The organism is Sphingobium sp. IP1 (assembly GCF_002708645.1).
In the GTDB taxonomy this organism is placed as follows: Bacteria; Pseudomonadota; Alphaproteobacteria; order Sphingomonadales; family Sphingomonadaceae; genus Sphingobium; species Sphingobium yanoikuyae.
Genome location: NZ_NOIW01000028.1, coordinates 1 through 26,631 on the forward strand (window position 1 = coordinate 1; position 26,631 = coordinate 26,631).

Annotated in this window: 17 protein-coding genes and 1 pseudogene; 7 read left to right on the forward strand and 11 right to left on the reverse strand. The window is 61.6% G+C overall.

Annotation, left to right across the window (positions count from 1 at the left end):
* Window positions 1–105: 105 nt before the first annotated feature.
* The 7 genes and pseudogenes from CG471_RS11995 to CG471_RS12025 all read right to left on the reverse strand — a co-directional run.
* Window positions 106–234, reverse strand: a pseudogene (locus CG471_RS11995) (IS3 family transposase); the annotation flags it as partial.
* A gap of 137 nt (window positions 235–371) precedes the next feature.
* Window positions 372–1,340, reverse strand: a complete 969-nt coding sequence (gene glk / locus CG471_RS12000; protein ID WP_099232018.1) for a glucokinase — start codon at window positions 1,338–1,340, stop codon at window positions 372–374.
* A gap of 2 nt (window positions 1,341–1,342) precedes the next feature.
* Window positions 1,343–3,166, reverse strand: coding sequence for a phosphogluconate dehydratase (gene edd / locus CG471_RS12005; RefSeq protein WP_099232019.1), 1,824 nt, complete (start codon window positions 3,164–3,166; stop codon window positions 1,343–1,345).
* A gap of 8 nt (window positions 3,167–3,174) precedes the next feature.
* Window positions 3,175–4,671 carry a glucose-6-phosphate dehydrogenase gene (gene zwf, locus CG471_RS12010; RefSeq protein WP_099232020.1) on the reverse strand — a complete coding sequence of 499 codons (1,497 nt, stop codon included), beginning with the start codon at window positions 4,669–4,671 and terminating at the stop codon, window positions 3,175–3,177.
* Between the two features lie 8 nt (window positions 4,672–4,679).
* Window positions 4,680–5,972, reverse strand: coding sequence for a sugar MFS transporter (locus tag CG471_RS12015; RefSeq protein WP_099232021.1), 1,293 nt, complete (start codon window positions 5,970–5,972; stop codon window positions 4,680–4,682).
* Window positions 5,973–6,038: 66 nt separating this feature from the next.
* Complete coding sequence (locus tag CG471_RS12020) at window positions 6,039–8,393, reverse strand: TIM-barrel domain-containing protein (RefSeq protein ID WP_257211514.1); 2,355 nt, start codon at window positions 8,391–8,393, stop codon at window positions 6,039–6,041.
* Window positions 8,394–8,616: 223 nt separating this feature from the next.
* On the reverse strand, window positions 8,617–11,361 hold the full coding sequence (locus CG471_RS12025) for a TonB-dependent receptor (protein ID WP_180275689.1): 2,745 nt from the start codon (window positions 11,359–11,361) through the stop codon (window positions 8,617–8,619).
* Window positions 11,362–11,557: 196 nt separating this feature from the next.
* Here CG471_RS12025 and CG471_RS12030 point away from each other — a divergent pair, with 196 nt between their 5' ends.
* From CG471_RS12030 to CG471_RS31260, 4 genes are all read left to right on the forward strand, one after another.
* Entirely contained in the window at window positions 11,558–13,111 is a 1,554-nt protein-coding gene (locus CG471_RS12030) for an SLC5 family protein (RefSeq protein ID WP_180275690.1), read from the forward strand.
* Window positions 13,112–13,113: 2 nt separating this feature from the next.
* Window positions 13,114–14,139, forward strand: coding sequence for a LacI family DNA-binding transcriptional regulator (locus CG471_RS12035; protein WP_099232045.1), 1,026 nt, complete (start codon window positions 13,114–13,116; stop codon window positions 14,137–14,139).
* A gap of 82 nt (window positions 14,140–14,221) precedes the next feature.
* Complete coding sequence (locus tag CG471_RS12040; RefSeq protein WP_099232024.1) at window positions 14,222–16,777, forward strand: esterase; 2,556 nt, start codon at window positions 14,222–14,224, stop codon at window positions 16,775–16,777.
* Window positions 16,778–17,184: 407 nt separating this feature from the next.
* Window positions 17,185–17,310, forward strand: a complete 126-nt coding sequence (locus CG471_RS31260; RefSeq protein WP_257211515.1) for a hypothetical protein — start codon at window positions 17,185–17,187, stop codon at window positions 17,308–17,310.
* Between the two features lie 56 nt (window positions 17,311–17,366).
* On the opposite strand, the gene CG471_RS12045 is transcribed toward CG471_RS31260, so the two are convergent.
* Entirely contained in the window at window positions 17,367–17,600 is a 234-nt protein-coding gene (locus CG471_RS12045) for a DUF6117 family protein (protein WP_099232025.1), read from the reverse strand.
* 34 nt (window positions 17,601–17,634) lie between these two features.
* Complete coding sequence (locus tag CG471_RS31660) at window positions 17,635–18,219, reverse strand: hypothetical protein (protein WP_306552742.1); 585 nt, start codon at window positions 18,217–18,219, stop codon at window positions 17,635–17,637.
* Window positions 18,220–18,302: 83 nt separating this feature from the next.
* Here CG471_RS31660 and CG471_RS12060 point away from each other — a divergent pair, with 83 nt between their 5' ends.
* Window positions 18,303–19,208, forward strand: coding sequence for an IS110 family transposase (locus CG471_RS12060; protein WP_257211516.1), 906 nt, complete (start codon window positions 18,303–18,305; stop codon window positions 19,206–19,208).
* A 654-nt stretch (window positions 19,209–19,862) separates the two neighbouring features.
* Here CG471_RS12060 and CG471_RS12065 read toward each other — a convergent pair.
* Window positions 19,863–21,290, reverse strand: coding sequence for an MFS transporter (locus CG471_RS12065; RefSeq protein WP_099232026.1), 1,428 nt, complete (start codon window positions 21,288–21,290; stop codon window positions 19,863–19,865).
* Window positions 21,226–22,383, reverse strand: coding sequence for an ROK family transcriptional regulator (locus tag CG471_RS12070; RefSeq protein WP_099232027.1), 1,158 nt, complete (start codon window positions 22,381–22,383; stop codon window positions 21,226–21,228). Before CG471_RS12070 ends, CG471_RS12065 begins: the two co-directional genes overlap by 65 nt.
* Window positions 22,384–22,540: 157 nt before the next feature.
* Between CG471_RS12070 and CG471_RS12075 the strand changes: the two genes are divergently transcribed.
* Both CG471_RS12075 and CG471_RS12080 read left to right on the forward strand, forming a co-directional pair.
* Window positions 22,541–25,135 carry a TonB-dependent receptor gene (locus tag CG471_RS12075; protein ID WP_180275691.1) on the forward strand — a complete coding sequence of 865 codons (2,595 nt, stop codon included), beginning with the start codon at window positions 22,541–22,543 and terminating at the stop codon, window positions 25,133–25,135.
* A 101-nt stretch (window positions 25,136–25,236) separates the two neighbouring features.
* Window positions 25,237–26,622 carry a YdcF family protein gene (locus CG471_RS12080; RefSeq protein WP_099232029.1) on the forward strand — a complete coding sequence of 462 codons (1,386 nt, stop codon included), beginning with the start codon at window positions 25,237–25,239 and terminating at the stop codon, window positions 26,620–26,622.
* Window positions 26,623–26,631 lie beyond the last annotated feature (9 nt).

The following is a 26,631-nucleotide window of genomic DNA, read 5'->3' on the forward strand; positions in this document are numbered from 1 at the left end:
CCCATTTGGGCGCTCTGGACAACCAGCTGACGCCGGATAGATGTTTGCAACTGATCCACGCAGAACGTTTCAATGCCGCTTGCAAAGGGAGAGCCGTCCATAGAGATAATAGGTCTGCTCGCTGACCGCGATCCGACGGCACGCCTCAGCGGTCGAGGCTCCCTGCGCCAGCACAATCTCAACTTCACGCAGCTTACCGATGATCTCTTCCGGCTTGTGCTTCTTGATCGGCATTCAATGTCCCTTTCGTGGTCCAGACTCTCATAGTCTCTGGGCCACTCAGCGGGGGGGCAGATCACGCGCGCCGAGGAATCGTCAGTGCTGTTCGAACGACTGATTATGGACAACAATGATTTGGGCGTCGTCCACGGTCATGCGAATTGCAATTCTTTCCGGTAGGCTGCAGCCGCTCCGAACAAGCCGATTTCCTCATGTTGCGCGATCTGTATCGGTATTGATCGCATCAGGTTCTCAAAGCGGCCCTTCGCGACAAAGCGGTCGTGGAACCCGCTTGTCTTCAAGATGCTGCGCATCCTCTGGGTCAGGCCACCGGCGAGCACGACGTGACGCGGTCCGTGGGCGAGCGCGAGATCGCCTGCGACCGAGCCATAGCAAAGACAGAAGCGTTCGAGGACGGTGGCGGCGAACGGATCGCTACTTTCGATCGCGGCCTGCCAGAGCTCGGCGTCCTCCATAAGCATCACGCGCTCGTGCCCCAGTGTCGCCATGGCCTTGTAGAGATTGTTGAGGCCCGGACCCGACACGATCCGCTCGCTCGAGACTCGAAGGAACTTGTCTCGCAGGTAGTCGACGATCCTCCCTTCCAGCGCGTCGAGGGGTGCGAAATCGAGATGCCCGCCCTCGGTTGCAACGACACGCGGCTCGCCCTCCTCGAAGGCAATCAGCCCGACGCCCAGGCCGGTCCCCGGTCCGAGTACCGTCACCGAACCGTTTCGGGGAAGCGGAACGTCGGGTCCGAAAATTGTCTCGAAACCTGAAGGGGGGAGTTTTGTCACGGCATGGGCAACGGCTTCGAAATCATTGACGAGGCGAACGTGTTCAAGCCCAAGTTCGTCCGCCAGAGTACTGCGATGGATGATCCAGCTGCTATTGGTGAGCTTGACCGTCTCGCCCCCGATCGCCGTCGCAAAGGCGATCGAAGCGTGTGAGGGTAGGGGCGTCGGTTCGTCGGCCGCAAAGGCGGCCCAGCAGGCTTCGAGACTGGGGTGGCTTGCAACCTTGTACTTGCGCACCGGTCCTAGCGTCGGTACGCCTTGATCGAGCGAGGCCTGCGCAAAGCGTGCATGGGTACCGCCGATGTCCGCCACAACAATGTTCATCTTCAGACCTCCAGTTGAGCAAGCATCGCTGAAGCGCCTTCCTCGGCATGGGACGCGCCATGACGCATAAAGGCGAAAAGACCGCGGCCCGTATCCTGCCCGGAAGGCGGGGCGGGAATGGCTGTGCGCCTCGCCCATTCGACGGGATCCACCAGGGCATTGAGCACACCATCTGTGGCCGAAAGCCGAATGATGTCGCCGTCCCGTAATTTCGCGATGGGCCCGTCGGCGAGCGCTTCAGGTGACAGATGGATCGCGGCCGGCACCTTGCCCGACGCGCCCGACATGCGTCCATCAGTCACGAGAGCCACCTTGAAGCCGCGGTCCTGCAGGACACCAAGCGCCGGCGTGAGCTTGTGCAGTTCGGGCATGCCATTGGCGCGTGGGCCCTGGAAGCGGACCACGACAACGACATCGCGTTCGAGTTCACCGGCGCGGAACGCAGCCAGCACCTCGTCCTGGTGGGAGAATAAGCGCGCGGGAGCCTCAATGTTCCAGCGCTCGGGGGCGACGGCCGATGTTTTGAAAGTGGCCCGGCCGAGATTGCCCTGCACCAGACGCATGCCCCCGTCGGCTTGAAAGGGATGAGCCGGCGGCCTCAGCATCGTCTCGTCCAGCGATCGATGTATGCCATCGTGCCAGACCACCTCATCGGCCTCTAGCTGCGGTTCCCGGGCATAGTCGCCCAGATCATCCCCGGCCACAGTCAGGATGTCGCGATGGAGATGGCCGCTGTCGAGCAGTGCATGGATTACAAAGGCCATGCCGCCCGCCGCCTGGAAATGGTTCACATCACCCTCGCCGTTGGGATAGACCCGGGCGATTAGCGGGGTCACGGCGGACAGCCGGTCGATATCTTCCCAGTCGATCACAATGCCCGCCGCGCGCGCGATGGCGGGAAGATGGATGACGTGATTGGTCGAGCCGCCCGTCGCCAGCAGGCCGACGATGGCGTTGACGATCGCCTTCTCGTCCACGCAGCGACCGAGCGGTCGATAATCGTCGCCGTCCCAGCCGATATTGGCGAGCCGATGAGTCGCTGCCATAGTCAGCGCGTCGCGCAGCCGCGTGCCCGGGTTGATAAAGGCTGCACCCGGCATATGAAGGCCCATCACCTCCATCATCATTTGATTGGAGTTGGCCGTGCCATAAAAAGTACAGGTGCCCGCCCCGTGATAGGATGCGCTTTCGCTTTCCAGCAGTTCCTCGCGCCCGACCTTGCCCACGGCGTAGAGTTGGCGGATGCGCTGCTTTTCCTTGTTGGGGAGTCCTGAGGGCATCGGACCCGCCGGGACCAGGATCGTCGGCAGATGCCCGAAGCTCAGCGCGCCGATCAGCAGGCCCGGCACGATCTTATCGCAAATGCCCAGGAGAAGCGCGCCCTCGAACATGCCGTGGCTGAGCGCGACGGCTGTCGAGAGCGCGATGGTGTCACGCGAGAATAGCGAGAGTTCCATGCCGGGCAGGCCTTGGGTCACGCCGTCGCACATTGCGGGGACGCCGCCGGCGACCTGCGCCGTCGCGCCGACCTGGCGCGCGGCGATCTTGATACGCTCGGGGTAGCGTGCGTAAGGCTGGTGAGCCGAGAGCATGTCGTTATAGGCCGTGACGATACCCATATTCATCGCCGTTGCTGCTCGGATGATGGGTTTGTCCTCGCCGGACGCGGCGAAGCCATGCGCAAGGTTACCGCATGCGAGACGACGGCGATTGGTGCCCCCGTCCTGCTGGCGGGCGATCAGGTCGAGATAGGCCCGACGCGATGCCCGCGACCGTTGGGAAATGCGGGCCGTAACCGCAGCGACGGTGGAATGGAGGTTCGTCATTGCAGCTTTCAATCGTGCCAGGAAGCGCCGTCACGCTCGGCAAGCGCTATGGCAGCGGACGGACCCCAGGAGCCCGCCGTATAGTCGCCGGGGACCATGTCATTTTCGGCGAGTGCAGCGCGGATCCCGTCAATCCATTCCCACTGCGCCTCGACTTCGTCATTGCGCACAAAGAGGGTCGACTGCCCATCGATCAGGTCCAGCAACAGCCGTTCATAGGCAATCCGCCGCTTCGTCTGCCCAAACGCGCTCGCGCTGAGGTCGAGCGGCACCTCGCGCAAGCCGAACCCGTCGCGATCGAGACCAGGCTCCCTGGCCATGACCAGCAGCCGGATCGTCTCCTCGGGTTGTAGTCGGATGACGAGCTTGTTGGCCTGGAGCGGCACTGCGTCCGCAAAGATGGAGTGGGGTACCGGCTTGAACTGGATCACGATCTCGGATTTGCGCACCGGCAGCCGCTTGCCCGTCCGGAGATAGAACGGAACCCCCTTCCACCGCCAGTTGTCAATATGGGCCTTGAGAGCAACAAAGGTCTCGGTGCCGGATGCACGATCCAGTTCTCCGGTATATCCAGGTACTGCGTGACCGGCGATCGCCCCCGGACCATATTGTCCCGTCACACATTGCGCTCGGATCCCTGGACCACCGATCGGCCGCAGGGACTGCAGTACCTTCACCTTCTCATCGCGTATGGCAGTCGCCCCGAACGATTGCGGCGGCTCCATCGCCACAAGTGCGAGCAACTGCAGCATGTGGTTCTGGACCATATCCCGCAGGGATCCGGCCCCATCGAAATAATCGACGCGCCCTTCCAGCCCTACCGTCTCGGCGACCGTGATCTGCACATGCTCGATTCCCTGTGCGTTCCACAGGGGTTCGAACAAGGCGTTCGCGAAGCGAAGCGCGATCAGGTTCTGAACCGTCTCCTTGCCCAGATAATGATCGATCCTGAAGGTGCGATCTTCGGGAAACCGGGCAGCGACAATGTCGTTGATCTTCCGGCTCGATTCAAGATCGGAGCCAAGCGGCTTTTCCAGCGCGAGGCGGGCCTGCTTTCCTGCAAGTCCGGCACGCCCGAGGCCTTCGACCGCCGACGCGAACAGGGAGGGCGCCGTCGAGAGGAAGACGGCGCTCGGCTGATCCTGCGCAAAACGCGCGGCGTCCGCCAGAACGGAAAAGTCCTCGTCTCGCGCGATGTCCACAGCCACGTAGTCCAGACGCGCGAGAAAGCGGGCGAGCGCCGCCGACTCCATACGCGCGGCCTCTACGAAGTGCTGCAAGGCCGCCTCTGTCTTCGCGCGGAAGGCAGAGACGTCCATCGGCTCACGGCCAGTGGCGAGAATTCTAAAGCCATCGGCGAGGAGCTCATCCGCATCGAGACCATAGAGCGATGGCAGCAGCATGCGCTGCGACAGATCGCCGGTTGCCCCGAACAGGAGCAGTTTGGCGGCGCGAGCGGCAGCCGGACGCTCGACCGGCGTCCTGGCTGTTCGGAAAGAAGCCATCGGAATGTTCATCCGCGAAAACCAGGCAGGTAGCGCGCAAGAGCGCCATAAAACCCGATCAGGACATAGCACAGGGCAGGTACCGTCAGAGCCGCATGGAGGCCAACAAGATCGGCCATGTGGCCAGTGAGCGGTGGAATGATAGCTCCCCCCACAATCGCCATGCAAATGATGCCTGATCCTTCGGGTGCTCGCTTGCCCAGGCCTTCGCAGGCGAGACTGAAGATTGTCGGGAACATGATCGCATTCATCAGGCCGATCGCGAGCAGCGCCCATCCCGAGGCAGGACCCACGCTATTGCCGGAGATGAGGAGCAGCGCGACCGCTCCGGTGGCCGCAGCGGCAAGCACCTTGGCCGGTGAAATCAGGCGCAACAACGCTGAGCCGATGAAGCGACCGACCATCGCGCCGCCCCAATAAAGCGGAACATGCTTTCCGGCGTCCTGCTCAGCGAGACCCATGACGCCCGGTTGCATCAGATAGTTGACGATGAACGAGCCGATCGAGACCTCGGCGCCGACGTAGAGGAAGATGCAGCATGCGCCGAAACCGAAGCGCCTGTGCTTGAGAAGGCCGAGCGCATGGGAAGGGCGTACGCTTTCCGGCGGGGTCTCAGCGAGCCGGTTGCGGCGTATCCAGACGAAGAAGGCTACGACAGCCAGCGCCGCGGCGAGGCCCAAATAGGTGTAGACGATCACCTTGGTTTCAGCCGCACGGTATGCCCCAAGCGCTGCGCCGGTCAGGGCCGATGCATCGACGCTGGCAAGGCTGCCCAGGATGATGATGGAGCCCACATACGGGAAGATTGTCGTCCCGAGCGAGTTGAAAGCCTGGGCAAAGGTCAGTCGACTGGCGCTCGAATGTGCAGGGCCGAGCAGTGAGATGAGCGGGTTTGCGACGACCTGGACCATCGTGACGCCTGCCGCCAGCACGAACAGCGCGATCAGAAAGACGGAGAATGTTGCCGAGGCGGACGCCGGAATAAAGAGAAGGCAGCCGGCCATCATGGTCAGGAGGCCCAGCGCCGCCGAGCGCATATAGCCCAGGCGCCGGACGATCGCGGAGGCAGGGAAGGAGACGATGGCGTAGGCGGCGAAAAAAGCGGATTGGACGAGCAATGCCTGGGCGTAACCGAGCGTGAACAGATCCTTCAGCTTCGGAATGATAACGTCATTCAAGCTGGTGATACCGCCGAAGACGAAGAACAGGGCGAAAACGAAGACACGCAGGTCCGGCGCGTCATAGCCGCCAGGGGCGACTTCGGCGTCCGGCGCACGATCCGACATAGTGGTGGCCAGCATGAACTCGTATCTCCCCGCTTGTTACTCGACGCGCTCCGCTTAGCTTGGCGCCGCGTCACTCGTGCATCATCTCGCGGGTCCGATCAGAACCTGCGCGCTACGGCCATTGTCAGGCATGCTGAATGTCAGCGTTTGGAGGCCGACGTCGGTACGACCCTTGAGAGACTTGCGGCCGAGCACGATGCGGCTCTCGTTCTGCCAGCCATGGATGGTGACATGGATGTCGCGCCACCAAGGCTTGTAGCTGCCCTCCCGCTCGCCGAGTTCGAGACGCAGATCCCCGTTGTGGCTCTGGCAACGCAGCGTCTGACGCAGATAGGCACCGCGCTCGTAAGCCATGCTCTCGCCGTCATCGGCATAGAGTTCTCCGCGGCAGTCGTCGCCCGGATACACATCGAGCTGGAGCGCGCCTTGCGGAACCTGCGATGTATTTTGAACGATTGGCTGGCGCGGAAGGATCGTTCCACTGCGAACGAAGACCGGAAGATGGTCCAGTCGCGGCGTTTCCCTGACGATATCGCCGGCCTCGACCCTGACGCCTGTGGCCTGCGTGGCCGACTGGATCTGGCCAGACAGAGCCTCCTGGCGCTTACCCGCCGGAAGACCGGTCCAATAATCGAACCATCCGCCGGCCGGAAGGCAGACATCATAATCCTGCGGTGATTCCGGACTGGGCGGGGGAGCCACAAGGAGCGAGCGGCCGAGCGTAAAGGCGAACGACTGGTCGCACGACATGTTGAGCGCTGTTGGATAGTCATAGAATACCGGCCGCAGGAGCGGGTCGCCACTGCGCGCATTCTGATCGGCAAGCGCGTAGAAATAAGGAAGGAGCTTGTAGCGTTCCTCGACGAAGCGGCGCCGGATCGCCAGATGTTCGGGACCATCGACCCAGGGCTCTACGCGCGGCGTGTCCTTGGCGCTATGGTCGCGGAAGATTGGATAGAAGGCGCCGATTTCGAACCAGCGCGTCAGCAGCTCGGGGCTGGGCCCACCCGTAAATCCGCTCACGTCGGCACCGCTATAAGCGAAACCGGAAAGCCCCAGATTGATGATCTGATGCACCGAGAGCTTGAGATGATCCCAGGTCGCGCGATTATCGCCGGTCCACGTGACGGCGTAACGCTGCCCGCCGGCATAGCTCGCGCGGGTCATCACGAAGGCTCGCTTATCGGGCGCGAGCGCGCGCAAGCCCTCATAGGTGGCGCGGCTGTTCTCCATTCCGTAGACATTGTGGATCTCGGCATGGGAAGCGATCCGATCGGCAAAGCCGCTCCCCGCTATGCGATGCCGGACGTCCTCGGGCATGGTCTTGGTAGGTGTGTTAAAGATCGCCGGTTCGTTCATGTCGTTCCACGACCCCGCCACACCGTCCGCGACCTGGGGAGCAAATAGCTTCCCCCACCAGGCGCGCGTGTCCGCTTGCGTGAAATCGGGAAACAGGGAGGGGCCGGGCCAGACCGGCGCCACATAGACCGAGCCATCGGCCCTTCGCACGAAACGATCCTCGCCCATGCCGCTGTCATAAGGCGCGTAGCTTTCGCCAGGCGCCTCCGCGATGTGCAGATCCGTGATCGTGACAACCTTGAACCCGTCCTTGCCGAGATCGCCGACGAGCTCCTTGAAGCGGGGAAATGTCTGCGAATTGATCGTGAACGGGCGGTTGCGATCCTGGAAATCGATGTCGAGCCATAGGACGTCGGTCGGGATCCGGTCCGACCGCAGCCGGTCCGCAATGGTGCGCAGTTCCTCCGCCGACATGTAGCTGTAGCGAGATTGCTGATACCCAAGCGCCCAGCGCGGGGGGAGCGCAGGCTTGCCCGTCAGATCGGTATAGCGGCGAACGACATCGGCAGTGGTTGGGCCATGGATCACATAATAATCGATTGGCCCGTCCGACGCGCCGAAGGAGAGAATATTCTCTTCCTTGTGCCCGAAGTCGAACCAGCTGCGCCAGCTATTGTCCATGAAGAGGCCGTAGCTGCCGCCCTCACCACCCACGCCCACGAAGAAGGGAATCGACTTGTAGATAGGGTCCGTGCTGTCGGTGAAGCCGAAGGCATCCGTGTTCCAGTTCACGAAGCTTTTGCCGCGCCGGTCGAGGCCCCCGGTTTTGTCGCCGAGCGCGAAATAATGCTCGGCCTGCGGCATCTCCTTGCGCAGCGCGTAGGCCGTGCCGTCCAGCGCGATTGGGGCGGCTGCATCGGCCAGGATCGGCTTACCGGCCAAATCCTCGATGATCAGCCGATCGCCGGCGAACCGTACTCGGAGTGACTTTGTGGCGAAGCCATCCTGTAACGGCGTTACAACGACACTCTTGGCTCGCATCGCGGGAAGCGCGGCCCAGCTCGCGTCTTCGGGAAACGCGCCATCACGGGCGATACGCACGCGCACGATCGCATCGGTCAGGGCGGTGAGCCTCATCACGCCGCCTTTGACCCGGACGTCCATGCCATCGGTATGGAGGGTAAGGCGAAGGCTGTGCGCGGCGCGCGGCACCTGATCTTCAGGTGCCGGCGCCGCGGTGGCGGGCGTGTACGCAGACACGCCCGCCACGAGAAGACAGGAAAGCGAGAGCTGCAAGCGGGCGAGGCGCTTGCGCCGGATCGGATATGTCGAAGCGGGAGCCATTGTCTGGATCACGCCGTCAGAACCGTGCGCGCACGCCGAACTCTACCCGGCGCGCGATCCGCTCATAATAGATCGGGCGATACTTATCGACGGAATAGGTAAACACATCTTCCTTGAGCAGGTTCTGGCCCTGCACATAGACCGTGTAATTGGGCGTGAGGTCATAGCTGATGCTGCCATCGAGAAAGCCCTGACCGTCGGTATATTCAGGATCAGATGCCTGCCCGATCGAAGCGGATACATATTTACGGCGGTAGCTATAGGCAAGACGGGCAGAGATGCCGTGTTTCTCATAGAGGGCGACGGCATTGAAAGAATATTTGGACAAGCCTTCGAGGGTCGTGACACGTCCAGCCAGCGTCGAGCTGTAATCCGCCTTGCTCTTGTTGAGCGTTCCATTGAGCTGGAAGCCGAGACCGTTGTCGAAGAGGTATGAGACATTGCCCTCCACGCCAAGAATATAGGCATCGTCGCCATTGACGGGGCGCGTCACCTGCATGGCGTAACCTGCGATTGTCTCCGTGACGGTCACGGGCGAGACAAAGCCCTTGATGTCCTTGTAGAAGACGCCGAGCGACAGGATGCTGGAACGGGTAGGATAATATTCGATCGACGCATCGAGGTTGGTCGAGCGGATCGGTTTCAGCGCGGCGTTGCCGGCCTCTGTCAACGATGGCGGGGTGCTGTTCACCTCGTAATTCACGTTGACGCCGAGTTGATTGATGTTGGGCCGTGCGATCGATTTCGAAGCCGCGGCGCGTAACAGCAGATTCTCTTCGAGCTTATAGGTCAGGTTGAGGGACGGCAGCGCCTTGGTGTACTTGCCCGTCTCGCTGACCGGAAGCACGTCGCTGAAGACGGCATTGAAGTTGGAGGTATTGGGGATCGGCGTCAGCGACAGGAGTTCCTGCGTGGCGCCAGAAGAGGTCAGCTCGGTGTGAATGACGCGCACGCCCACATTGCCCGACAGTGCACCCGTCTCGAAGTTCGCCTGGACATAGCCCGCATAACTCTTCTCGTCGATCTTGCTCGAATTGCGCGGCAGGAAGACGGCGCGTAGCTGGTCGGCAGTGTAGCCGACCGGATAGACCTGGCCCGTAGACGGGTTGACGAGACGACCCTCGGCAGCCTGCACTGCCGCCAGGAACTTGTCTACGTCAACCGCGGGCCAGACATGCGGGAAATCGCCTGCCTTGCCCCCCATGAAGCTGCCACCGGGGAAGGAATTGAGCACGTCCACGCCGGTCTGACCGAAGCTGAAGGGAAAGCCGCAGAAGGCGCATGCATTGGCCGTGTCGAAGGCACGGTTATCCTTGATCCGGCTGACATATTCCGCGCCGAACGTGAGTGAGGACAGGACCCCACCATCGAACTTCCACTCGCCGTCGAGACGAGCCTGGAAGACCTTGTCCGAGATGTCGGAACCATTGACCTGCGCGAAGGAGGGGCTGACCTCGCCGGGAGTGAACTCCGATGCGTCGCGTCGCGGCCCGCCCGGCGTGAGCGATGGGAGGGTGATGATCGTGGTCGGGATTTTCGAACCGGCTTCGTAGCGGATATTGGCGCCCGGAATGCCGGCGACATAAAAGCGGTTCTTACCGCCCTGATCCGACGAGGCCTGCGAATAGGCGGCATCGCCCGTCAGGCTCAGCCGATCGGTCGGGCGCCACTTGATATTGTAGCCGGCCTGCCAGGTTTTTACTTTTCGGAAGGCGGGGTTAGTCGCAACCTCATAGGCAACGTTGTCAATGTCGAACGACGTGATCGCGCCATTGGTGATGCCGACATTGTGAAGGCTACCCAGGTTGGTGGTGAAATTGTTGTTTTGCTGGTAGGTCGTCTCCGGCGTGCTGTAATAAGAATAGAGACCATCGAGCGTCATCTCGAGGCTGTCGTCCGGCTTCCACTGTAGCGCGCCTGTCGCGCCGATACGCTCGCGCTTGGTCTGTCGAATGCCGAAGGCGGTGATATTCGGAAATGCAAATCTCTCCGAGCCGTCCCCGGCAATAGCGCCGTCGCCGTTTGCGTCGAAATCGACCTGGCCCCGGGAAATGGACGAAGAAAAGTCGGAGCGGATGTTGCGCTTCGTATAGGCGCCGCCGATCAGAACCCCGATGGTATCATCAGCGAAAGTCTGGCTGATGAAGCCGGAAGCCTGGGGCGTCAGGCTCTTGGAAATTTCGTCATACAGGCCGCCTGCGGAAACGGCTGCATGGAAGCCTGGACGGGCCAGCGGGCGGGCGGTCGACATATTGACAGTGCCGCCGATGCTGCCCTCTTCCAGGGAGGCCATCGTGGTCTTGTAGACCTGGGCGCCGGAGATCACCTCGGATGGGAGGACATCGAAGCTGAAGTCGCGTCCGCCGTTCGACGTCGCAAGGACGCGGCCGTTGACGGTGGTGACATTGAACTGCGGTCCAAGGCCGCGCACCGATACGGACTGGCCTTCGCCGCCGACGGTTCGAGTGATGGCTACGCCCGTAATGCGTTGCAGCGACTCGGCAACATTCTGGTCGGGAAACTTGCCCAGATCCTCCGCCGCGATGGCATCGACGATGTAAGGCGCGTCGCGCTTTACGTCATTGGCGGTGGAAAGACTCCGGCGGATGCCCGTTACAATGATATCATCCACAGCATCTTCGCTTGGCGGCGAGGCCTCGGACACGCCCTGCGGGCTTTGTGAACTGGTGGTTTGGGCGAGCGCTGCCGGGGCGATGGCGCAGCTCGACAGAAGGAAAGCGAGAGTGCGGGTATAAGTCATGAAATCCCCTCCGTTTGAATCGCGCCCGTTGATCGGGTTCTGCGCTTGACGAATCAGGCTTAGCGCCGGCAGAGCCGGCTTGCAATGCAATTGCATAGATTTTGCTGAAAAAAGATTGCAGCTGCCATTCCGCCGGTTTCGTGCATGGTGGGACGGGGCCGCTCGGCGAAGCGGAATTTGGCGGAGGATGATGCGAATGGCAGGAATGAACGCGGCGGATATTGGCGTCATTGTCGCTTACCTGGCCGGCCTGGTAACCTTCGGCCTTCTTGTCTCAAGGCGCCAATCAGGGGCTGAATCCTATTTTCTGGCGTCCCACGGTGTCACGTGGCCGATCATCGGGCTTGCGCTGCTGGCGTCCACCATTTCGCCCACCGCGTTGATCGGGATTACAGGCTCGGCCTACGGGCTGGGCATCTCCGTCTTCAACTATGAATGGGTAGCCAGTCTGGTACTCATCCTTTTTGCAATTGCATTCCTTCCCACCATCATACGCGCGCGCGTCTTCACCGTGCCCGAGTTTCTGGAACGGCGCTTCGGTCGCCCCACCCGACTTTGGTTTGCCGCAATGAGCCTGCTGCTGGGCATGCTCCTTGATGCGGCGGGCCTATACGGCGGGGCGCTGGTACTGTGCCGCGCGGTTCCGGCGGTCTCAGTGCAATCCGCCGTAGCGATCCTGGCGATCCTTGCCGGCGGGTATGCGGTATCGGGCGGCCTGAAATCCGTGATGTACACCCAGAGCGTGCAGGCAATTGCGGTGCTCGCGGCTGCCTGCATGGTATCCTTGATCGTCTTTGATCGTGCTGGCGGCCTCGCTCATGTGCTTGAGACTGCCGACCCACACAAGCTGTCCCTAATCCGACCGGCAAGTGATCCCGCCATGCCATGGACGGGACTGCTTCTGGGCGCTCCTGTCCTCAGCTTCTATTTCTGGTGCACGAACCAGTCGATGGTCCAGCGCATGCTCGCGGCACGCTCCTTGCGCGACGCCCAACTCGGCGCGCTGTTCGCCGGCGTTCTCAAGCTGCTGATCCTTCCAGTCATTGTGTTGCCGGGAATTGCCGCCATTCTCCTCTTCCCTGAACTTGAGCGGCCCGATGGCGCCTATCCCGCCATGATGTTTGAACTGCTCCCGACGGGGCTGCTGGGCTTTGTGCTTGCCGCCTTCGCCGGGGCGCTCCTCGCCCAGTTATCGACTGCCTACATCACCACCGGTACCTTGCTCGCGATGGATGTGGTTCGCGTGGTGAAGTCCACGACAGATGAGGTCATGTTGGTGCGATGGGGAAGAGCAGGAACGCTCGCGAGCATGATCTTCTCTGTATTCTGGGCGCCGCAGATCGCTCGCTTTCCCTCCCTGTGGCAATATCTTCAAGCGGTGCTGGCCTATGTCACTCCGCCCGTCGTAGCGCTGTTCCTGGTAGGCTTGATGTGGCGAGGTGCGTCATCACGTGGTGCAATCGCCGCGCTCATCGCGGGAAATCTCGTCGGACTGTGCCTTTTTGGAGCAGCGGTTGCAGGGGTTTGGGACTTCCATTTCCTTCACGCCGCCGCGCTCCTGCTCCTGGTCTCCAGCGCTGCCCTCATCATCGGCAGCGTGCTCATGGCCGATCGCTCTGCAATTGCAGGATCTGGCAGAGACAGGCAAGGGGTGGGTTGGTTCGTCTGGGAAAGGCCTCGCCTCGATGTGTCCCTGTGGGCTGTGGCGCTGTTGCTTCTAACGATATCGATTGTCTTTTGGTTGAGGTGAAAATGACTGACGCACCCCGCAGAACGCTCCGCCTGGAGGATTTGGCCCGACAGGCAGGCGTCTCGGTGTCTACGGTCTCACGTGCCCTCAATGGCGGTGGTGCGGTAAACAGCGAGACGCGCCGACGCATCCAGGAACTGGCTGAAAGCAGCGACTATGACGTTCCCGCGCGCCGTTCCAGGCTGAGCCGGGGGACAGGTGCGCCGACCATCACCGTGGTCCTCGCGCCCTCCCACCATCGCACGCGTCCTGTGATCGACACATTCAGTCTGGGTCTTGTCGGCGGGATCGTCTCAGCCTTGCTGCCGCGCAGGCTCGATCTCTCGATCAGTCATCTGGTTCCTGATGACAGCCGGGCTCTGACGCGCTTCGCACAGGAATTTCCCCACGACGGTATCATATTCCTCGGTCAGAGCCCGCTCCATGAAAGTTTTAACAAGCTGGCCGAGACGGGGCGGAAGTTTGTAGTGTGGGGAGCGGCCGTTCCCAATCAGGCTTATTGCGCGGTAGGCAGCGATAATCGGAAAGGTGGCCAGCGCGCGACCAGCCATCTCGTTAGATTGGGAAGGCGGAAGATCGGCTTTCTTGGCCATCTCGACACGCTTGAGCTTCAACAGCGCCACGAGGGATATCTTGCAGCGCTTGACGAAGCAGGGCTTGAAGTGGACCCCGCCCTGCATCGCTCCTGCTGGCTCGAGCCCGACTCGGCCGTGGAAGCAGTGGACGGCCTGCTCGACCAGGGTGCGGCCTTCGACGCGCTTGTTTGCGCCAGTGACCTGGTGGCACTCGGAGCCATGCGAGCGCTGATGCGCCGCGGTCTGTCTGTTCCCACCGATGTGGCCCTAGTCGGGTACGACGACATCGAGCTTGCCGCGCATACGCACCCTGCGCTGACGACGATCCGGCAGGACCCGATCAAGGCCGGGCGCGTCCTCGTCGGCAAATTGCTTGGCCTTCTCGATGGTGGACAAGCGATGTCCGAACAACTGACCGCCGATCTCATCGTACGGGAAACCTGCGGCGCATAGGTGCAAATTGCATCTTTAATAGTGCAATTGCAAAGCATCGGCTGACCGTCTATCCTCTCGGCACACAGAAGAGAGGGGATTCATGAAGGCGTCTCAATGGCTGACAAGCCGCTGCTTCCGGTCGCGCGCTGGCCGCACCGTCATGACGTTGGTCTCCGTTGCCGTGTTGCCGCCCACCGCGACGGCGAAGGTCGATGAAACGGTTGTCACATTCCCTGCCTATCCTGATAGCGGGACCGGCGTAGACTGGAGTGTTTCCGTACGCAAAACGGGTCAACCGGGATCGCGAACATTCGAGCTGCATTCGACAGCACCGCAGCGCGAGAATGGCCCGTCCTCGCGGACGATCACGGAATCGGAGACGTTACCGCGAGTCGCCACCGCTAATCCCTTGTTCGATGCTCTCTTCGCTCAGGCGGTAGCGGAAGCGCGCACGAACAGTGTCAGCGCCATCCAGGACGAGGCCTATGGGACACAACCGATCGTCTGTGCCTGCTTCGAGACCGGCGAGAAATGGCATTATGTCTGGACGCGCGATCTCTCCTATGCGCTGGATCTCGGCTTGGCGGGGTTTGACCCCGAGCGGGCGGCCACAAGTCTCCTCTTCAAGACGAGCGACTTCCGGCCCGGGGTTGCCGTTCCTACAGGGATCCCGGCGGACAGCTTGCAGATCATCCAGGATACGGGCTCGGGAGGGAGCTGGCCGGTCAGCACCGACCGGACGAGCTGGGCCTTGGGCGCAGAGCGGACATTGGCCAATCTCGACGGTGCGCAGCGCAGCCAGTTCGCGACCAAGGCACTGGCGGCATTGAAGGGAACGCTCGAGGCCGACCGCATCGCCGCCTTCGACGCGCGGGATGGGCTCTACGGCGGCGAACACAGCTTTCTCGACTGGCGTGAACAGACCTATGCGGCATGGATCACGGACAATCTTTCCGCCATGGCCCAGAGCAAGGCTCTGTCGACCAATGTCACGCACTACAGGGCAATGCGGCTCGCGGAACGCCTCGCTCTGGAGGCTGGCGACGAGGTCGCGGCGAAGCGATATGGCGGATGGGCGGACGATCTCGCCCGCGCTATCGACACAGCGTTCTGGGATCCGGGTGCCGGCCTGTACGCGACCTATCTAACCGCCGACCTCAACCCGCGACGTGTGCAGAAGTTCGACCTGCTCGGGAACGCCCTCGCTATCGTCTCCGGTCTCGCCGACGATCAGCGGGCACGGCAGATCCTGTCGCAATATCCTGTTGCACCCTTCGGACCGCCCGTCGTCTGGCCGCAGGCCCCAAACATGTTCGTCTATCATAATCGGGCGCAGTGGCCCTTTGTCACGGCCTACGCGCTCAAGGCTGCTTCCAGGGCGGGTCATGTCATGGCAGCCGATCGGGCCGCGTCCGCCCTTATGCGCGGCGCTGCTCTCAACCTGTCGAACATGGAAAACCTCGAGTGGCTGACCGGCCTTGGTCAGTTCGACGATGGCCCGCAGATCAACTCGCGCCGACAGCTATGGTCCGTCGGAGGATATCTGGGATTCGCGATTGGCACCATCTTCGGCTGGCAGCCTGAGTTCGACGGTATACATGTCAAGCCGTTCCTGACGAGTGCCATCCGGGCCCAACTCGGTGAAAGTAGCAAGGCGGTCCTGACAGGTGTGCAATATTTGGGCCGCCCGGTTCAGATCGAACTCGCCCTGCCGCCGATTGGACAACCCGGCGGTTTGCATGCTGTCAAGGAAATCCGGCTCAATGGTAAGCCTTTGTCGCAGCCGATTACCGCTGCAATGCTCAGGCAAGGCACGAATAAGGTCGTCATCACCTTCGCGCCGGCCAAGCCGGGAGCGGATACACTGACGGAGGTGCCCATAATCCCGGCGCGCAGTCACGACGACGCCCGTGCATTCATGCCGCCGACGCCCCAGATCGGGTCAGCGACGCGGCAGGGCAATCAGGTCAGCATCATGATTGCTGACACAGTCGCGACCGCCCTGGATCTTGCGCTATATCGTGATGGAAAGATCGTTCCGGGGCAGCGAGCGGGCGAGGCTTTGATCGATACTGCGCCGCTGGCCGCCACATTTTCGGTATGCTACTCGGTCGTCGGGACGGACAAGACGAGCCGACTCTCCTCGCAGCCCTCGCAGCCTTATTGTCTAAGGGGAGAGGGCGCTCAGAGCATTACCAGCGCCGACCCGCGCCTGACGACCAACCCGCCTCGCGACAGCGAAAGTGCCGCCCCTCTCGCAATCGGGCGCGGAACATCCCTCACTGTCCGTGACCTCCGCATACCGGCAGCGGGGCGTTATGCATTCAGCATCCGCTACAGCAACACCATTTACGACCACAATACGGGCATAACGAATGCGGTGAAGCGGTTGACGCTCACGAGCCAGAGCGGGGTAAAACGATCTGCGATCCTTCAGATGCCTCATATTCGTCCCGATGGCGCATCAATGCCGTGGCGGCGGTCGATGAACATCGTCTTTGATCTCGAGCCGGGAAACTTCACGCTGCAGCTAGATGACTTCTTCAATATGAGCGATCTACGCTCCAACGTGACATACATCGGGCCGGGCGGACGGTCCGGACCGGTTAATGAGGCTGTGATAGATTCGATCTCGATCGATAACGTCATGAATTAGCGTAAGGTATTGATTGGAAGGTGCCTAGTGGGAGCTTCTACACCAAGATGTCGCTTCTTCCGGGAGCGTCTCGATCTGACGGAAGCGGCCGTATCCAGTCGTGAAGCTGATGATGGGAGCCGGTTGCTCTAGGAACGCGTCCAGAAGGCCTGTGTCTGGAGGCTTGCTCCCCACTTCTTAAGAATGTTGAATGTTCTTGAAAGCACCAAGGGCGAGAACATCTCGCCAAAACGGCGGCGGCCCTCCTCCCCATGATTAGGTCCCGGCGCGGCCGATTGTTAACCGATCTAACTTTTCCTTTTGGAGATATCGACGATTGGAAGAAGGCAATTCCTGGTTTCGGCGAGTGTGGCCGGGCTTGTCGGGGTTATCGGTGTGCCGCGCGACAATCAGGATGAGAGGGTCTGTTGTACCTGGCCTTCGGGATACTGCTCTTGCCGATCATCGCCGCCGCCGCCATGGCGCTGTCCTCGGTCAGCGTCATCGGCAATGCACTCAGGCTGGGAAGATTGAGGTTGGACCGGCAAAGCTGAAACGAAGATAGCCCGGCGCTCCTTCGAGGCCGGGCCATCAGGGTGCAACGCTGTGGTCAAGATGACCTCGACGCCTGATCGGTGGGCGCAAGGTAAGCATCGTATGGATTGCCGTTGGTCAGATGGCCGAACGGCGTGAAGATATATTCTGCGCCATCACGACCGACTGCGAAGATGACGTAGCGCGTTTCGCCGGTCGCGGCGTCCGCGCATTCCATCAGCGCCAGATCGCCGCTTCCCGCGGCGCGCAGCAGGGTCTGGAAATTGGTGCGGGCATGATCGGGGATCATCGCGCACCTCCCTCTGCGAGCCAGCGGATGGTGCTCATCCATTCAATCGTGCGGCCTGTGCCGAGATCCAGCAGATGAGCGCCGCCGGAAAAGCCGTCGACGACAAGCTCAGAGGCGGTGCCGGCCCACTGAAACCCCATGTGCCGGTGAGCGCGAACGTCTTGGCGCAGCGCGTGACAAAGGTGATCAGCAATTGCGGATCGGCGGTACCGGGTTCGCGAAGCCAGAGGCGCGTCGCGCCGTGCTCGGGCGTCAGCGAGAGGAGGAATGGCTCGGCGGGCGGGTCCTCGCGAGCGTTGTCAGCCATGAGCGCGGTGTAGATGTCGAAGGCCCGCACGACATTGGCGACCGTGCCGACGTCGAGCAGGCAGGAAAAGCGGGTGAGATAGGCGGGCATATCGGGCTCCTGAAACGAAAAGAGCCCGGCGCTAGGCCGGGCCCGGGGGGGCCGGGATCGGGGGTGGGCGGGGCGAGGAGCCGAATTTCCCGGACGGCCCGTCCGGCCGTCGTCGGCGGCCGCCACGGCTTGGGTGAGGTAGTCGGGATCGCCATCGACCACGTCAGGGTCGCGGACAGGCGTCTCGTCGATGACGGTCACGCGGACAACGAGGTCAGCCATCGGCCCCGTCTCCGCGTCTGCAAAGGAGATGAGGACGATGTCGGCTCATCTCATTCTGCCGGGGCTAGCCCCGGCAGAATGAGATGAAGGGGCCACCAACTAGGGAATTTTCAAAGCCCACTTTTGCGGAGAATTGCAGGACCGATGACACGGGTGACCATGTAAAGACGGACCGGCGTGACGCGATGACCCTGGCGCGGCTGCTACGCGCTGGCGAACTCACCGCAATCTGGATACCGGACGAAGCGCACGAGGCGGTACGCGATCTCATCCGCGCGCGACGCAGCGCGCAAGATGATGCCATCGGAGCCAAGCAGACAGTGCGCAGCTTCCTGTTGCGTCATGATCGTCGTTTCGGCGGCAAGGCGGCCTGGACGAAAATGTACTGGCGGTGGTTGTCCGAGCAGCGGTTCGATTTTCCCCACCAACAGCTGGCATTCGAGGAAATGCAGAAGCGGGTGCTGGAGGCGCAGACACGGGTTGGGCGCTTAGAAGCGGCGCTGACTGAAGCGGTGGACGCATGGTGTTTTGCGCCGCTGGTCCGCAATCTACAGGTCCTGCGCGGTATCAGGCTGGTCAGCGCTGCGACGCTGGTCGCTGAAGTAGGCGATCTCACCCGCTTCGACAATCCCAAGCAACTGATGGCGTATGTCGGCTTGGTGCCGTCCGAGCACTCCAGCGGCGCTCGGACCAAACGGGGCCGGATCACCCGCGCGGGCAACGCGCAGGCACGAACCATGCTGATTGAGGCGGGCTGGTCGTATCGACTGCCCGCTCGCGAGGAACGACGCTACCGTGAGCGGGTCATCGACTTGTCCGAGGACATCCAGGCGATCGGGTGGAAAGCGCAGGTTCGCCTGTGCCAGCGCTACCGTCGCCTGGCGGCCACGGGCAAGCCTCAGCCCAAGGTGACCACCGCGATCGCGCGTGAACTGTTCGGCTATGCCTGGGACATCGCCCGTCGGGTGTCGCCGGCGATAGCCGGCTGATCCACCCACGACATTAACGAGAGGAGGCGCCAGCGCACCAACTGCATAGCCTTGGCCGACGTGCCGCGGGCACCCGACTGTGATGGGCAATCCACGGTGTACGGTGGGGCAGGTTCGTCCGACGCCCGAACTTATACGGAGGATAGGCCCAGCGACGGATACGGGTAGTGCGGTAATCAACCCGCGGATGAGAGCGTGATCAATCGTCGTCGATCAGGCGTCCGCGGCACACCCGCCAAGGTCAATGCGAACGCTGGTCTTGCGGCCAGCGAAGGGGTAAACTCGGGCAGTATCTCGGATGGCAGTCATGAGAGCGTATATCGGTGCCCGTTTTATGTGACGCCCCCGTCACGTCGCGCTGCTCATTCTGCTGCCCCGCGTCAGTATTTTCATTGGCGGCGGGTTTCCGTCAAAACGGCTGTTCGCGGCTGTGTGAAGACCGGCTGCTGGACGTGCAAAATCTGGCCGACTTCGGAGTCACCGTTTCAACATTGGGATGAACGAATATTTATAGTTCAAACCCCTTCGGCTTTCGGCCATCTCAGTCGTTCCCAATTCGTAACGCCAATGTCGGCTCATGATGAACCCAGAATTGGTTATTTCGCGCTGGGAGGATTTTGTGAACAAATGTTGAGATATTGGCTACCAACACAGTTACGCCGTCGATATGCAATCAGAACGGCGAGGGACTGCGATCAAAAACAATAGGCAAATGATGGTAAGTATAACACTCATTGCGGGAATCAGTGCCATGGGGATGGCTAATGACGTGGCCCAACTGTCTGCCGATCTCTCAGAGGACAGCCATCCGCCGACCAGTCCTGCCGCGAGTGCCAGTCCGATTTTCGAGAATGCTGTCAGTTGTCCAAAGGCACGAACCTCTTGCCCGCTGCGCGCAACGCGTTGAGAGAAACCGGTCCAGATCGTCATGCCGACGCCGCCATTGGCGAGCCCGAACAGCAGGGCGATGACGGGTGCCATGGTCGGGGCAAACGCGAAAATACCGTAAAATGCGCAAAATACGCAAAGCAAAAGGATTGCTGCGATGAGGAGCGTGCAATCGCTTCCGTATCTGTGGACGGCACGATACCATAAGGGCTGCGATAGAATGAGCCCCACCGCAGTTGCCATTATGAAGGTACCGCCGGAGGCTGTTCTGGTCGGCAGGCTGGCAAGATAATAGGGCTCCAGCCTGACAAAGCTGGAAATGGCAAGCGATGTCAGGAGCATGGCCATGTAAAGCGGCCAAAGCTTCACCTTTGCGTTGCAGGCTTTTTCCGCTGGGGCGATGGTTGCGCGCGCTGGTGAAGGGACGGAAATGCGGGACAGAAGCAGGGAAGAGCCTGTCGCACATAATGCGGCAAAAACTGTAAGTCCGGCCAGCCCCATCTGCTCGCGACCGACCGCCCGCATGAGTGCGAACGTTGTGCCGCCTGCGATAACGAGCGAGGCGCAGCCACTGGCGCAAATACGGAGGGCCGACAGCCCAGCGCGTTCGGACGCGCTATTCGTTGCGAGTGCGAGCATCGAATTTTGAGAAATGTCATAGAGCCCGTAAGCGAAACGGAACATCAGTCCTGATGCAAGCCCATAGGCTAGCCTTAGCGATGGCGGCAACATTCCGGTCATCGCGATCAAAGCCACTGTCGCCACGCTGGCGATTGCGCCGATCCATTGCAGGCCGGCCGCATGTCGCAAGGACATATGCCGGGCGTTCAGCCATCGGCCCAACCAGATGTCTATGGCTGCGCTTGCGATCAGGCCGCCGGCAACCGTGATGGCCATGTCGCGACCCGATGCCCCGGCTATTTCTGTGAGGAAAAAAGCGTAGAGCATCTCGCTGCCATGCCAGAACAGGCTTTTGCCAAAATGCGCCCCGCCATATCGCAGCGCGAAGGAACGGGCGTCCCGTGAATGGCTGCTGAATGCCTTGTCGGAAACGGATGCCATGACGAGCGGATATTGCGATTTAGCGACAGGCTGATGACCATTGTCCTGCGCCGTGGAGCCTTTGGGGCTATTCCTGTTCGAAAAAGGCCGCGCGCAAGGGCATCGATGCTGCGCCCAGAGCCGCGGCATCATGTTCGATCCGCGAAATGTCGAGGAGCGGCGCCGGCCGCGGTTTGCCGCGTCTCGGTTCGTTGAAGAGGGAAAGGCGCGGCAATATCCGTTCCGCTAGCTTTCTGGGCATACGGCCGCCAAAGATGATGGCGTCAGGATCCAGAATGCCGGAGATTCCGGAAATCACGAGATCCAGCGAAGGCACGATCTCCTCGACCCATTCCGCGACGCCGGGAAGGGAGGGATCGAAATCGGCGAGTAGGCCATGGAGGTCGGAGAACGTTCCTCCTGCCGCGTTGACCGCAAGGCGCAGTCTTTCAAGGTTGGGCTGCGGCCAGCCGGGTGGGATCAGCGAGGCGAATTCGCCCGCATTGCCGAATCGGCCACGATAATGATGTCCGTCGAGGATGACGCCGCCACCGAAACCGGCGGAGAAGTAGAGATAGGCGAAACGGCCCGCTTCCCGCCCTGCGCCCAGCATCGCTTCGCCGATGGCGGCGACATTGCCGTCGTTATCGACCCTGACCGGGATACCCAGCCCCTCGGAAAGGATCGTGTCGAGTGGGATCAGCGCCCAGGGTTCCAGCAGACTGGGCGGGTTCACCCGCGCGGTTGCGTCGATGAAATATCCCGTGACGCCGACCCCTGCGCCGACGATGCGGTCTTCGGATATCCTCGTCTCCGCGAGAGCGGAATGCATCATGGCGCGCATCTGGAGCACGGCTGGTTGTATCGCCTTGTCCTCCAGCGGGGCGCTGCCCGTGAAACGGATGGTTCCAGCCAGATCGAGAATCGCCAGCGACAGCGTATCGGTCATCACTGAAAATCCAATGCCGAAGGCGGCGTCGGCAACGATCGAGAGAGGCGTGGCGGGCTTGCCGGGGCCTGATGATACCGGCTTGCCCTCGCTGATCAGTTGGCGGGCGAGCAGTGCGTCGGCAATGCGCATGAGCGACTGGGCCGAGAGATCGCTGCGACGCGCAAGATCCGAACGCGACAGCGGACCTTCGTCCCGTAGCAGCGAAAGAATCCGCCGTTCGGTCGCGGTTGCCGAGCGGCGACCGTCTTCGCGCAGGAAATGGGCGGGCAAAGGCCCGACTGGCAGACCGTTCATGTTCGGGTGGCGGTGTGGTGGTTCGGCATTTCGGCGGCACCCTAAGACGGTTGCGCGAAGTGGCAAAGGGACAAAGTGCATGCAGGCGGCGCAGCGTCATATTTATTTCACCATAGGTGAATAACTGCCCCTTCACCAGCTTCAAGGAGGACACGCCGTGGCTTTCAGATCGTCGATCATTCATTCCGTCATACTTCTTTCCACCACCGCGCTGACCGCAGGTCCGGCGCTTGCGCAAGCTATTGGCCAGACGAGCGAAATCATCGTCACCGGCTATCAGCGCCAGAATGCGCAGTCGATCGAGGAAAAGCGCGAGCGCGACTATGAAGCCGACTTCCTCAGCAACGACGAAACCGGCCAGCAACCTGACTTCAACGTGGCCGACAGCCTGCGCCGCCTCCCCGGCGTGGACACCGTGTTCGACGAGGACGAAGGGCGATACGTCGCCATTCGCGGCCTCAATCCCGATTACACCTATGGTTCGCTGGACGGGGCGGGGCTTGCCTCTTCCGAGCGCAACAACCGCCGCCTCAACATGGAAGCGATCCCGACCACCGCGATCAAGCGTTCCGAAGTGCGCAAATCGCGCACGCCGGACATGGAGGGCAGCGCCATCGGCGGCGCGATCGACCTGACCACCCGCTCCGCTTTCGACAGCCGGGGGACCTATCTGGTCGGCAATGCCTATGTCGGCACGTATGATTCCACGTCGATCCCGGTCTATGGCGATACGCCGGGCTATTTCGGCAAGAACCATGCGCCCGGTTCCAACGGCATGTCCATGCGCGCGGCGGGAACGTTTTCGACCCGCTTCGGCAGCGGCGACGTCTTCGGCATCGTCGCATCGGGCAGCTTCCTGCGCCGCCAGCGCGACCAGAACCGCTACCAGCCGTCCAGCTGGACCGAGCGCGGCGACTATTACGTCCCGGCCAGCTACGGCCTTCTGGGCTATCCGCTGAGTTCGGAGCGCTGGAGCGCATTCGGCAAGCTGGAATACAAACCCGACGACCATCTCTATGCCGCGATCACATATGCCCGGTTCGAGCAGAACGAGCGCGAATACCGTTATCAGGGCAATTACTATGCACGCGGCACGATCACCACGGATGCCGACGGCATTTCGAAGTCGTCCGCCGGGCAGGCCTACGCCAGCTTCAACGATTTCCCGGACGACAAGCCCATGACGACGATCAACGGCGTGGTGCGCTGGGCGCCGAGCGACGTTTCGACCGTCGACGCCCGTGCATCATGGTCGCGCGCCAAGTTCTACGAGCCGACCAATGCGCTGCGCTTCGTCACCACCACCAACAACACCAACCTGGGGTCGAGCGTGGACGTGTCCGGCGATACGCCGGTCCTGTCGATCAACAATCCGGGCTACTACGCCAATCCGGCCAATTACAACTTCAGCTACTATCAGCCGCAGGTGGACGACAATGTCGACACGGTGAAGGAAGCCGAAGTGAACTACGGCTATAACGTGGGCAAGGGCGATACGGGTTTCGGCGTACGCGTGGGTGGCAAGTTCCGCAGGACCGATCGGGTCTACGATCACGATCAGGTGAATTACACGCTGGCATCGGGCGTGAAGTTGAACATGCAGGACTTTTTCGGAGGAACCTATTCGATCATGAACACGACGATGGCGACGCCCGCCATCGATATCCAGAAATTCTACGAGTATTTCCAGGCCAACCCGCAGAACTTCGTGGGCACGGTCCCGGCGGATACGAGCGACTATGCGATGCGCGAGGATGTCGCGGCGGCCTATATCGCGGGCAGTTACAAGCAGGATGGCCTGTCGGTGATCTTCGGCCTGCGCGGCGAGAAAACCGATACCGAAGTCGTCCGCTCGTCGATCGATGCGCAAGGGGCGGTGAGCACCGTCACCCGCAAGGGTGGCTACACCAACTGGCTGCCGTCGATCACCGGCTTTTACGATCTGGCGCCGCAGTTGCGCCTGCGCGCATCCTATTTCAAGGGCGTGGGCCGCCCCAATCCCAACCAGCTGGCAGCCGGCGAACGCTATTCCGTGGGTGAGGACGGCGAGGTTGCCACCGTCTCGCGCGGCAATCCGAACCTGAAGCCGCGTTCCGCCAACAGCTACAGCGCCGCCATCGAATATTACTTTCCCGGCAACGAAGGCGTGATTTCCGCCGCCCTGTTCCGCAAGGAAGTGAAGAACGATATCTTCACCGGGCGCACCAAGGGCGAGTTCAACGGCGAGGAAGTCGATTTCGTCCAGCCCCAGAACATGACGAAGGCGACGGTCGACGGCATCGAGCTGAACCTCGTCAAGACCCACCTGAACTTCCTGCCTGGACCGCTGAAGAACCTGGGCATCTCCGCCAACTGGACGCATATGCGCGGCAAATCCGGGGTCATCATGGCGGACGGCTCCACCCGCCAGCTCGACTATATGACCGAGCAGCCGCGCGATCTAATGAACATGTCCGTCTTCTACAAGATTGGACCATTCCAGGCCCGTGCCACATATGCCCACAAGGCCAGGTACATGACGACCATCAATCTCGATAAGAACGGCGCAAGGCTCGATCGCTTCGACCGGCCCTATGACCAGCTTGATCTTCAGGTCCGCATCAAGGCCAACAGCCGGCTGGAACTGATCGGTGAGGCGCGCAACCTGACCGACGCAACGCGGGTCAACTATCAGGGCCTCTCGGACCAGCTGGTGCGCGACTATAACTATACAGGCCGTGCATTCTGGGTGGGTGCGTCGTTCAAACTGTGAAATCGCAACGGGATGGCGGACGGAAACGGGCGCGCGAACCTGCTCCGCTTCCGTCCTCATCCTTCTCCCAGTCTTCCCCTGTATGTAAAGGCCATCGATCCATGGAATGGAGAATTCTCGCCTGTCTGGTCGGCGTGACAACCGCGCTTACCCCACCGTTCGCCGTGACCATGGCCAGCGCCCAGTCCGGCTGGGCAAACCGGCCCGGAAGGGATCTTCCGCCCGCCGATCTGGCGGCGCGCCCCGGCCTGAACCATGCTCACGTCGAGGGCGTGGATCTGGGCTACCGTCCTCTGGTGGGGCGTTCGTTGCTTCAGGACGAGAACTTCTACCTGCTGACCTTGTTCGAGCAGGTGCCGGAGGCCTTGCACGCCCTGACCGCCGACCCTGACCTCAAGGTCATAGGGGCAGCGGCTCTGGCACGCGCAAAGGCTGCGTCGATTGCCTGTCAGGCGGATTATCAGGCGCAGGACAGCAACCCCGAGCGGCAGGCGGCCTGCACGCCTGAGGCCATGCGCTGGACCGATGCAGAGCGGCAGAAATCGGCCGAAGCGATCGGGCGCCTATATGATCGCTCGCTCGCCGTTCGGCGTCTGGTCACGGAGCATATGCGGCCGTCCGGCAGGTTCCAGCGCGACGTCTCTCTGGACGACCGTGCCTTGCTGGCAAGGGCCTGGACGCAGGCGCAGGATGCGGTGGACCGTATCATTCGCGTCTACGCCCTCGACGAGAAACCGCGTTATGCGGACATCGACTCCATCATCTACCCACAGAAGGGGGACTATTACCGAAAGCTGCTGACCCTCACCATATGGGACGTCAGCCGACAGGCGGACAACGCCGCACCGCCTTATCGGATCGCTCTCGATTACGCGCTGGCGCTGATGGAGATCAACCGGCGCGACGATGCCGTTCGGCAATTGCGGCTTCAGGAGAGCGAGAACGCCGCGACGTTCACCGCAGCTGCCTCCATCCGCTGGGCCGATTATCCCAACGCCACCATCGTCGTTCCCGGCTGGTCGCCCGAGATCGCCTATGAGCCATTGAATCCGGGACGCAAAATTGCTTTGCGAACGGCTGCCGGCCTGTTTCGCGCTGGTCGTGCGCCGCTCATCATCGTGTCCGGCGCCCGGTTACGGCCCCGGGGAACGGAGTGGACCGAAGCTTTCGAAATGAAGGCCTATCTGGTCAAGGATCTCGGCATTCCTGCCGACCGCATCCTTATCAATCCGCTCTCACGCCATACGACGACGGAAGTGCGCGACAATGGCCGGATGATTTTCCGTACCGGCGCGCCGCTCGGCAGCAAGTCACTCTACATCAGCGAGGGTCGGTACATCGGCTCGAAGGAATTGGAGGACAGGTTCATCCGCGATCAGGGCTATCTGCCGTGGACACTGCTGAAGCGCGTGGATTTCACCACGCTGGAATTTATTCCGACCCTGAAATCCCTCCACCGCGAGGCCACGGACCCGATGAACCCATGATGCGCGGAT